The 6,638-nt window shown below is 63.3% G+C and carries 6 protein-coding genes; all 6 read left to right on the forward strand.

Going from position 1 to position 6,638, the window contains the following annotated elements:
• Positions 1-1,249, forward strand: a 1,249-nt coding sequence (locus tag M0R80_30595) for an SAM-dependent methyltransferase (GenBank protein ID MCK9463988.1), incomplete at its 5' end; no start/stop codon positions are given.
• Positions 1,239-2,534: a restriction endonuclease subunit S gene (locus M0R80_30600; GenBank protein ID MCK9463989.1), complete on the forward strand. Its 1,296-nt coding sequence runs from the start codon at positions 1,239-1,241 to the stop codon at positions 2,532-2,534. The genes M0R80_30595 and M0R80_30600, both read left to right, overlap by 11 nt.
• Positions 2,531-3,382: a hypothetical protein gene (locus tag M0R80_30605; GenBank protein MCK9463990.1), complete on the forward strand. Its 852-nt coding sequence runs from the start codon at positions 2,531-2,533 to the stop codon at positions 3,380-3,382. Before M0R80_30600 ends, M0R80_30605 begins: the two co-directional genes overlap by 4 nt.
• Positions 3,379-4,086 carry a DUF3800 domain-containing protein gene (locus M0R80_30610; protein MCK9463991.1) on the forward strand — a complete coding sequence of 236 codons (708 nt, stop codon included), beginning with the start codon at positions 3,379-3,381 and terminating at the stop codon, positions 4,084-4,086. Before M0R80_30605 ends, M0R80_30610 begins: the two co-directional genes overlap by 4 nt.
• Positions 4,083-4,565 carry a hypothetical protein gene (locus M0R80_30615; GenBank protein MCK9463992.1) on the forward strand — a complete coding sequence of 161 codons (483 nt, stop codon included), beginning with the start codon at positions 4,083-4,085 and terminating at the stop codon, positions 4,563-4,565. The genes M0R80_30610 and M0R80_30615 overlap by 4 nt, the downstream gene beginning before the upstream one ends.
• Positions 4,566-4,712: 147 nt before the next feature.
• Positions 4,713-6,638 (forward strand): type I restriction endonuclease subunit R (locus tag M0R80_30620; GenBank protein MCK9463993.1); only part of this gene is annotated, 1,926 nt, incomplete at its 3' end.

A 6,638-nucleotide genomic window follows, 5' to 3' on the forward strand; every position in this document is an offset into this window, starting at 1 on the left:
GTCCGGGACGCTCGTCGACGAGGCGATGACCGCGATCGAGCGCGACAACCCCCAGCTCAAGGGCGTACTGCCCAAGGACTTCGGGCGCACCGGGCTCGACAAGCAGCGGCTCGGCCAGATCATCAACCTCGTGGGCGACATCTCGCTCGGGAGCACGGCGGATCGCGCCAAGGACACGCTCGGCCGCGTGTACGAGTACTTCCTCGCGCGGTTCGCGAGCGCCGAGGGCAAGAGCGGCGGGCAGTTCTACACGCCGTCGCACGTGGTGCGCGTGCTCGTCGAGATGCTCGCGCCGTACAAGGGCCGCGTGTACGACCCTTGCTGCGGCTCGGGCGGGATGTTCGTGCAGAGCGAGAAGTTCATCGAGGCGCACAGCGGACGCGTCGGCGACATCGCGATCTACGGGCAGGAGTCGAACTACACGACGTGGCGGCTCGCCAAGATGAACCTGGCGATCCGGGGGATCGACGCGCAGATCGGCCACGGCGACACGTTCCACAACGACCGGCACCCGGACCTCAAGGCCGACTACGTGCTCGCCAATCCGCCGTTCAACGACAGCGATTGGCGCGGCGAGCTGCTCCGCGACGACAAGCGGTGGGCGTACGGCACGCCGCCGGCGGGCAACGCGAACTACGCCTGGGTGCAGCACTTCATCCACCACCTCGCGCCGTCGGGCATGGCGGGCTTCGTGCTCGCGAACGGGTCGATGTCGTCGAACCAGTCGGGCGAGGGCGAAATCCGCAAGGCGATCGTCGAGGCGGACATTGTGGACTGCATGGTCGCGATGCCGGGTCAGCTGTTCTACTCGACGCAGATCCCGGTGTGCCTGTGGTTCATCGCGCGCAACAAGAAGAACGGCCGGTTCCGCGACCGCCGCGGCGAAACCCTGTTCATCGATGCGCGGAAGATGGGCGCGCTGGTCGATCGCACGCACCGCGAGCTGACCGAGGACGACCACGCCAAGATCGCGGGCACCTACCACGCGTGGCGGGGAGATCCCGACGCGGGCACCTACGCCGACATCCCCGGCTTCTGCAAGGCTGCGAGGCTCGACGAGATCCAGAAGCACGGCCACGTGCTCACGCCCGGGCGGTACGTCGGAGCCGAAGCTGCCGAGGACGACGGCGAGCCGTTCGACGAGAAGATGAAGCGCCTCACCGCGACCCTGCGGGAACAGCAAGCCGAGGCTGCGAAGCTGGACGCGGCGATCGCTGAGAATCTGAGAGGGCTGGGGTATGGGGGGTGACTGGGAGACGGTCCCGCTTGAGAGCCTGATTGAAACAGGACGCGGGATTTCCTACGGCATCGTCCAACCGGGCGCGGCAGTGCCTGATGGTGTGCCCATTGTTCGCGTCAGTGACGTGCGAGACGGGCGCATTGCGACAGCCAGCCCGCTGAGAGTTGCGCCAGACATCGAGGCCGCGTACTGCCGCACTCGCCTCGCTGGCGGCGAGCTGCTCCTTACACTTGTCGGGACTGTTGGCGAAACTGCGATCGTTCCTAAGTCTCTGGCAGGATGGAACACTGCGCGCGCGGTAGCAGTGATCCCGGTACGCAAGGAGGTGAACCCATACTGGGTGAAGTTGGCCCTCCGCGCGCCTGGAGTCCGAGCGATTATCGACTCGCGCCTCAACACGACAGTTCAGGCCACGCTGAATCTCGGCGACGTCGCACAATTGCCAATCGTCATGCCACCGCTTCGCGAACGCGAGGCAATCGCACACATCCTCGGTACGCTGGACGACAAGATCGAGCTGAACCGCCGGATGAACGAGACGTTGGAGGCGATGGCGCGGGCGCTGTTCAAGTCGTGGTTCGTCGACTTCGACCCGGTCCGCGCCAAGGCAGAGGGCCGCGACGCCGGGCTTCCGAAGGAGATCGCCGAGCTGTTCCCCGCGCGGCTCGTGGAGTCGGAGCTGGGGGAGGTGCCGGAGGGGTGGAGGGGTGGCTCGCTTGGTGATATCGCTGAACACCCGCGCCGCGGGGTCCAGCCAGATCAGATCGAACCGGGGACGCCGTACATCGCACTGGAGCACATGCCCAAACGTTCTATCGCCTTGTCGGAGTGGGGCACCGCCGAGACGGTGGGGAGCAACAAGTATGAGTTCAAGAGAGGCGAAATGCTGTTTGGAAAACTGCGTCCATATTTTCACAAGGTCGGCGTTGCTCCTGTCGACGGTGTCTGCTCTACCGATATCGTCCCGATGGTTGCTCGCGAGGAATCGTGGTTCGGATTTGTCTTGGGCCACGTGTCGAGCGACGCTTTCGTAGAACACACGAGCGCAGGGTCTACGGGGACGAAGATGCCGCGAACAAGCTGGGCCGAGATGGCGCGTTATCCGGTTGTGATACCGCAGAAGGCGGTTTGCGAAGTTTTCACCAGGCAGATCCGACGGTCATCGGACCGCATCGTCGCCTCGATTCACGAATCCCGCACTCTAGCCGCCGTGCGCGACTCGTTGTTGCCGAAGCTGATCTCGGGCGAGGTGCGGGTGAAGGATATTGAGCGTGTGCTGGAGGCGCAGGCATGAGCGGCAAACCGCAGATCAAGCTCGCCGCCGTGAAGGTCGGCGACCTCCTCAAGTACTCGACCACGATCAACGAGATCAATCGAACCGCTTCGTCGGTCTTCAACTTCAACTGTGAGAGCTTTCCCATCGAGGGCATCACCTCGCAACGTGCCAAGCTGATCTTCGACTGGCTGATGACGCTGTTCAAACAGAGCATCTCGGACGCCGAGAAGCGGGACCTGGCCAAGGCGTTTCTCACGAACATCACCCCTGAGAACGAGCGGCCGCAGATCTTCCGGGTACTCGTCGACACCGGCATCATGGATACCGCAGGGGATGCTGTAGAAGCTGCACCCACAGCCGAGGCACCGGCGGAAGCGGAGCTCCTCAAGCGCGTGTTCCGGCCGGAGGTCTTCGGAAAGCTCCCCCTTGACGCAACGTTGAGCGCCGCGCTGGTTGGCCGGATGTCGGAGGCCCAGGTATGCATTGAGGCCAACGCGTATTTGGCCGCTGTGATCCTATGTGGCAGTGTCCTAGAGGGCATGTGCCTCGGGTTCGGGAGTCGTCATCCAGAACGCGTCAACCGGGCCTACGCGAGTCGGTACAACAAGCCGGCGAAGGAATTCCATGACTGGAAGCTGCGGGAATGGATCGATGTACTCGGCTACCAGAAGGATCTATCGCCCAATGTGGAGAAGTTCGGACAGGCGCTGCGTGACTTTCGCAACTACGTTCACCCGGCAGAGCAGCTTGCCAACCAATTCTACCCTGACCAGCACACGGCGCGCATCGGATTCCAGGTCGTCGTGGCGGCCGCAGATGATCTCGTCCGCGCAGAAACGATTTTAATGAAGGAGGCCGTGTCATGACGACCTACAACGTCTATTGCGACGAGAGCGGCCATCTGCCCAATGACAGACAACCCGTGATGGTTCTGGGAGCGATCTGGTGCCCGCTCGATCGTGTGAGAGAGATGTCGGAGGGGATGCGCGCGCTCAAAGGCCAGTTCGGGTTGGCACCGCGAATGGAGATCAAGTGGACGAAGATCTCGCCGGCGAAGCTCGACTTTTACTTGGCGCTCGTGGACTTCTTCTTCGCGCACGAGCCCTTGCAGTTTCGCGCTCTGGTCGTGCCGGACAAGACCAAGCTCAATCACGAGGACTACGACCAAGATCACGACACCTGGTACTTCAAGATGTACTACAGCATGTTGAAGGTGATCATCGCCCCCAACGATCGGTACCGCGTCTACCTCGACATCAAGGATACGCGCAGCGCCGAGAAGGTCTGCAAGCTGCACCAGGTTCTGTGCAACACCGTCTACGATTTCGACCAGAACATCATCGAGCGTGTGCAGACGGTGCGTTCCCACGAAGTGGAGCTGCTCCAGCTCGCCGACTTGCTGATCGGCGCTGTCCGTTGCGCCAACCGTGGTTCCCCCGAATCGGCCGCGAAGGATGCGGTAGTCAAACGCGTCCAGGCCCGCTCGCGCTATCGGCTCGTGCTGCCAACGCTTCTCGCGGAGAAGAAGTTCAACCTCTTCATCTGGCGAGCGCGGGAGAAGGCGACGTGAGAGACGTTACCGCGCCGGACTGGCTGCCAGACCTGATTCCTTTCTCGGGGGACTGGTCGTCATACGTTGAGAAGATCCACGCAGCTTTCTTCGGCGACTTCTTCAGCCATCGCGTTCAATTTCGTGGACGGCCGGTGAACGTGCGCAGAGATCCGAGAGACCAGGGAAAAGAGGCTGGTTTCTGGCACGCAGTTTCGGAGGGGAAGGATGAACTGGAGCGCACCCCGGATCTGCGCCGCTGTGAGCGCGTGCGATGGATCCGCGCGATCATCGAGCACCCAGTCATCCAGAACGTTTGTGTTTGGGAGGAGATGAGAGGTTCGGACAGAAGAATCCAACTCGCCTTGACGGACTTCAGCTACCTCGTCGTGTTGGCGGATCGGCGGAGCTACGTCCAGTTCATCACCGCGTTTTGCGTAGAACATGAACGACAAAGACAGAAGAAAAAAGAAGCGTGGAAAAGAGCCCAAAAAAGCTGATGCCGCCCCGAGGGACGGCACCGGAACTCCTTCCACACATGGTGGATGAGCTGTTTACGTATGTAACGCTCTCTGGGCGACGTAGCAACAATCTTTCTGAAAGAGGCCAGAAGCCTTTGTCATTCGCTGTGTTAGAAGGTGAGAACATTGTCTAACCGCTTCACCGAGTCCGTCGTCGAAGACGCCGCCCTCGCGTGGTTCGAGGAACTCGGCTACTCGGTGCTCTACGGTCCCGACCTCGCCGTCGGCGAGCCCGCAGCCGAGCGCAGCGATCCCAACTTCCGCGACGTGGTGCTCGAAGGTCGCCTGCACGACGCGCTCGCGCGGCTCAACCCGGAGCTACCCCCCGAGGCGGTCGAAGACGCATTCCGCAAGCTGAACCGTACCGACGCGCCGACGTTGATCGAGCGCAACCGCGCCGTACACAGGATGCTCGTCGATGGGATCACGGTGGAGTATCGCCGGGCCGACGGCTCGATCGCGGGAGCCCAGGTGCGCGTACTCGACTTCGATAGGCCCGAGAACAACGATTGGGTCGCGGTCAACCAGTTCACGGTTTCGGAGAACAAGCACACCCGCCGCCCCGACGTGGTGCTGTTCGTGAACGGCCTGCCACTCGCGGTGATCGAGCTGAAGAACCCGGCCGACGAGAACGCGACCGTGTGGAGCGCGTTCAAGCAGCTCCAGACCTACCAGGCGCAGATCCCGGCGCTGTTCGCGTTCAACGCGGCGCTCGTCGCGTCCGACGCCGTGGAGGCGCGGATCGGCTCGGTGGGCGCGGGCAAGGAGTGGTTCAAGCCGTGGCGCACGATCACCGGGCGCGACGACGCGGGCCGCGGCCTCGCCGAGCTGGAGATCGTGCTCAAGGGCGTGTTCGACAAGCGGCGGTTTCTCGACCTCGTGCGCTACTTCATCGTGTTCGAGGATCTCGGCGGCGGCAAGCTCGTGAAGAAGACGGCGGGCTACCACCAGTTTCACGCGGTGAACACCGCCATCGAAGAGACGCTCCGCGCGGCGGTCCCGGCCGGGGATCGCGTCTCCGAAACCCCGGGCCGGTACGAGTCTTGGAACCCAGGGGGAAACCCGGGCGATCGTCGCGTCGGCGTGGTGTGGCATACGCAGGGCTCGGGCAAGAGCCTCACGATGGCGTTCTACACCGGCCGCGTCATGCTCCACCCGGAGATGCAGAACCCCACGGTGGTCGTGCTCACCGACCGCAACGACCTCGACGATCAGCTGTTCGGTACGTTCGCCCGATGCCGCGACCTCCTGCGCTACGACCCGGTCCAGGCCGCGAGCCGCACCGATCTGCGCGAGAAGCTGAAGGTCAGCGGCGGCGGCGTGGTGTTCTCGACGATCCAGAAGTTCATGCCAGACGACAAGGGCGACCGCTACCCCGTGCTCTCGGACCGCCGGAACATCGTCGTGATCGCGGACGAGGCGCACCGCAGCCAGTACGACTTCATCGACGGGCTCGCGCGCAACATGAGGGATGCGCTGCCGAAAGCCTCGTTCATCGGCTTCACCGGCACGCCGATCGAGCACACCGACGCGAACACGCGGGCCGTGTTCGGCGACTACATCAGCGTCTACGACATCCAGCGCGCGGTCGCCGATGGCGCGACCGTGCCGATCTACTACGAGAGCCGCCTCGCCAAGCTGGAGTTGAAGGCGTCCGAGCGGCCGACCATCGATCTGGAGTTCGACGAAGTGACCGAGGGCGAGGAGGTGGACCGCAAGGAGCGGCTTAAGACCCGCTGGGCGCAGCTCGAAGCCGTGGTCGGCGCGGAGAACCGCGTGAAGCTGATTGCCCGCGACCTCGTGGACCATTGGGAGAACCGGCTCTCGTCGATGGACGGCAAGGCGATGATCGTTTGCATGAGCCGCCGGATCTGCGTCGACCTGTACCGCGAGATCGTCGCGTTGCGTCCCGCGTGGCATTCGGACGAGGACGAGAAGGGCACGATCAAGGTCGTGATGACCGGCTCCGCGTCCGATGTTCTGGAGTGGCAAGGCCACATCCGGAACAAGCCGAGGCGCGAGGCGCTCGCCAAGCGGTTCCGCGATACGAGC

The organism is Pseudomonadota bacterium, assembly GCA_023229365.1.
Taxonomy (GTDB): Bacteria; Myxococcota_A; Polyangia; order JAAYKL01; family JAAYKL01; genus JALNZK01.